This is a genomic window from Salinivibrio sp. SS2, assembly GCF_001722075.1.
In the GTDB taxonomy this organism is placed as follows: Bacteria; Pseudomonadota; Gammaproteobacteria; order Enterobacterales; family Vibrionaceae; genus Salinivibrio; species Salinivibrio proteolyticus.
This window is the reverse complement of sequence record NZ_MEBP01000038.1, coordinates 1-2,868: the sequence shown is the minus strand read 5'-3', so window position 1 is coordinate 2,868 and position 2,868 is coordinate 1. Positions and strand designations below refer to the sequence as shown.

The following is a 2,868-nucleotide window of genomic DNA, read 5'->3' as shown; positions in this document are numbered from 1 at the left end:
TTAATCAGCTCTCAGCTGACACTACGTGATTACGATGCACAAGTTGGCGAAGCATTGGCCAACGTGAAAGCAATAAACAAAGTCATAAGACTTGGTATGCCTGTTAGTTACCGAGTTGATTGATGGGGGCAACCCCATTGGGATCAGTGCGTTAGGTGAATGATTTGATCAACAACGCCGTTTTGAGGCGTTGATGATCTGATCGCCGCTAGAGTGATAAGTTCAATGATTTAGGAAACAACGCCATATTTAGTCACAAAAAAACGCATATTAATTAGTGACGTCCAATATATATATACTATCCGGTAAGTGTTTATTAGCTGAGCCCAGTTGGCGCCCACGGACACCAGTAAGTAATGATATTGGAAATCCAAATCCATCGTAATCGGGGAATACGATGCGCGCATGCTCTAGTTTGCTTTTTCTCATCGTCTGGGCTAGACCATGGAGCGGCATTGTCCAGTCTTGCTCTGTATTTACACCATACGCTTGTGTGATTTTAATGGGATAAAATGAAGGCGTTACTACAGAAACCTGCCAAGGATCACCAGGTAGAGGCTCGTTCTCTTTGCACCCAATTAATAAAAACAACGCAAGCAGGGTTATCAGTGTTTTTCTATATTTATTTAGTGCAGGCAAAAATCGTTGTCCTTTTGAGCTTTATCCATCATCTCAATAGAGTGAACATACCGCCCAGTGGATGCTACTCACTCACTGGGCGATGAGAATTTAAAGTCTGTGATAAATGTATGGAGATATCACGTCGAGCTACCCACCATTACTGCTCACTGAGCAACTCGACTGTATTTTTGCTATAAACTTTGCCCACTTTCTCCCATGGGATGGGGACAGTCGATACACCTGCATCTATTCCACGCTGCCGAACTCTTTGCGGTGTGGAACCTTGTCTATACTCGTCGGCAGTCGTACCATTTTGGTCACGATCTTTCTCTCGTGCTGGATCCAGCTCTGCCAAATAGATAAATTTCTCACAACCCCACAGCCATACTTTGGCTTTTCCATTAGGTAACATACCAAAGAATAATTCGGTTCGATAACAAGGAAGTCCTTTGGAGCCATCACTTCGTGTATAATGCAACTTTTTCGCCATTAACTCCTTAACCTTCGGTGAAAGATCATATTTAGTCACAAAGAAACGCATATTAATGAGTGATGTCCAATATATATAAATACTATCCGGTAAGTGTTTATTTGCTGAGCCTAATTGACTTCCACTTACACCGGCCAATATCGACAAAGGAAAACCAAATCCATCATAGTCGGGAAAAATACTGCGCACATACTCTAGCTCGCTTTTTCTCATCGTCTGGGCTAGACCATGGAGCGGCATTGTCCAGTCTTGTTCTTCGTTCACACCATACGCTTGTGTGATATAAATGGGGTAAAATGAAGGCGTTACCACAGAAACCTGCCAAGGATCACCAGGTAGAAGCTCGTTTTCTTCACAGCCAATTAATAAAAACAATGCAAGCAGGGTTATCAGTGTTTTTTTATATTTCTTTAGTACAGGCAAAGCTTGCCCTCCTATAGCAGTTAGATTCGTCATCCCAATGTGGTCTAAAGCCTAGACTATCTTTTGAAGAATGGTGAATTAAATTTGTATATGCTAGCTTCTTCACTAGCGCTTCGCTTTCTAGGATTGAGCTTAGTGAAGAAATATCACCACACTTCGATAGTTCTAGGACCTTACTATTTAAATCAACGAACTCGAAACTAGAATTCCCTACTTTATTGATAGGGGATACCGTATATAGTTTGTATTGAGGGTCAGTCCATAGAACTCCATCTTCATCATGAACTGGCACACCATAAAACTCAGCCAAACCATACATAATACGCAAATACAAACGAGATAGCTCACCTTCCACTTGGCGATTTATATATAGCTTACCAGTTATTTGACCACTGTCCTTGCCAATGCGTTCTTTGGTTTCAATGATGTAGTCTTCATCACGCCAGCCTACTTTTTTATCTTTTTCTTTGTATTCATTAAGCAGCGTTAAAACCTCATTCTTTACTTTTTCTTTTGTCCCTAACGAAAAGGAATATCGCTTGCTGATTGATTTAACAAGCACTTTTTCGAATACAGGCAATAAATAGTCACGGTGATCGTAGCTTAGACGTGATTTATAGCCTCCGCCAATATCCGAGTGACTTCCCGGGACGACAAATTCATGAAAATGCGCGACAGGTGGCTCCGCTTTCGATCGTTGTTCTGCACTGACTAACTCGCCTAGCGCCACATTATTTAGGTGGTTGAGGCTAAAGTCATAACGATACTCTGTGTCTGGGTGTGCAGTTAGGTGTACCGCGCGACGAACACGTTTTGGATCAATCCATAGTTCTACCAAACCATGCTTAGTATTATGGGTAGAGAAATCCATCGTATCTAAGCCGTCAATAACCGATGCTACAGTATCAAATAAGCCTGCAAACGTTATTTCCATACATGCTTTATCATGGTCACTTTCCAACCAATCAAAATCAAATGCTATCGGTAAATTAGCGTGAAAACAAGCTCGTTTAAACCCTCTTACGAATGGGCTATCTTGATATACACCTTTTTTATTTTCCTTCAAGACATAATTAATGAAGCGCGGATTCAACTGCGAAGTGCAACACTCTCGTCTGCAGCCTGACATAACTTGTTAAAGATAACGCTAGGCTGCCTAAAACCAAGACATTTTCTTGGTCGAGCATTCAAGCGGGCCACAGCTTGCATCACCTCTTCTTCTGTGATTTCACGCAGGTCAGTGCCCTTGGGAATATACTGCCTGAGCAGCCCGTTACTGTTTTCGTTTAAACCTCGCTCCCAGGATGAATAAGACTTAAACACCTTACCGCACC

4 protein-coding genes and 1 pseudogene are annotated in these 2,868 nt (G+C 41.9%); 1 reads left to right on the top strand and 4 read right to left on the bottom strand.

The annotated features are described in order from the left end of the window. A pseudogene (locus BGK46_RS17350) lies at positions 1-123 on the top strand (IS5/IS1182 family transposase); the annotation flags it as partial. A 147-nt stretch (positions 124-270) separates the two neighbouring features. Here BGK46_RS17350 and BGK46_RS02275 read toward each other — a convergent pair. The 4 genes from BGK46_RS02275 to BGK46_RS02260 form a co-directional block, all read right to left on the bottom strand. Continuing rightward, positions 271-639: a DUF2931 family protein gene (locus tag BGK46_RS02275; protein ID WP_069586858.1), complete on the bottom strand. Its 369-nt coding sequence runs from the start codon at positions 637-639 to the stop codon at positions 271-273. Positions 640-778: 139 nt separating this feature from the next. Then, positions 779-1,534, bottom strand: a complete 756-nt coding sequence (locus tag BGK46_RS02270; protein WP_254659644.1) for a DUF2931 family protein — start codon at positions 1,532-1,534, stop codon at positions 779-781. After that, positions 1,512-2,600: a phospholipase effector Tle1 domain-containing protein gene (locus BGK46_RS02265; RefSeq protein ID WP_175418626.1), complete on the bottom strand. Its 1,089-nt coding sequence runs from the start codon at positions 2,598-2,600 to the stop codon at positions 1,512-1,514. The genes BGK46_RS02270 and BGK46_RS02265 overlap by 23 nt, the downstream gene beginning before the upstream one ends. A 23-nt stretch (positions 2,601-2,623) precedes the next feature. Beyond that, positions 2,624-2,868: IS30 family transposase (locus BGK46_RS02260; protein WP_139130713.1), on the bottom strand; the 245-nt coding region annotated here is incomplete at its 5' end.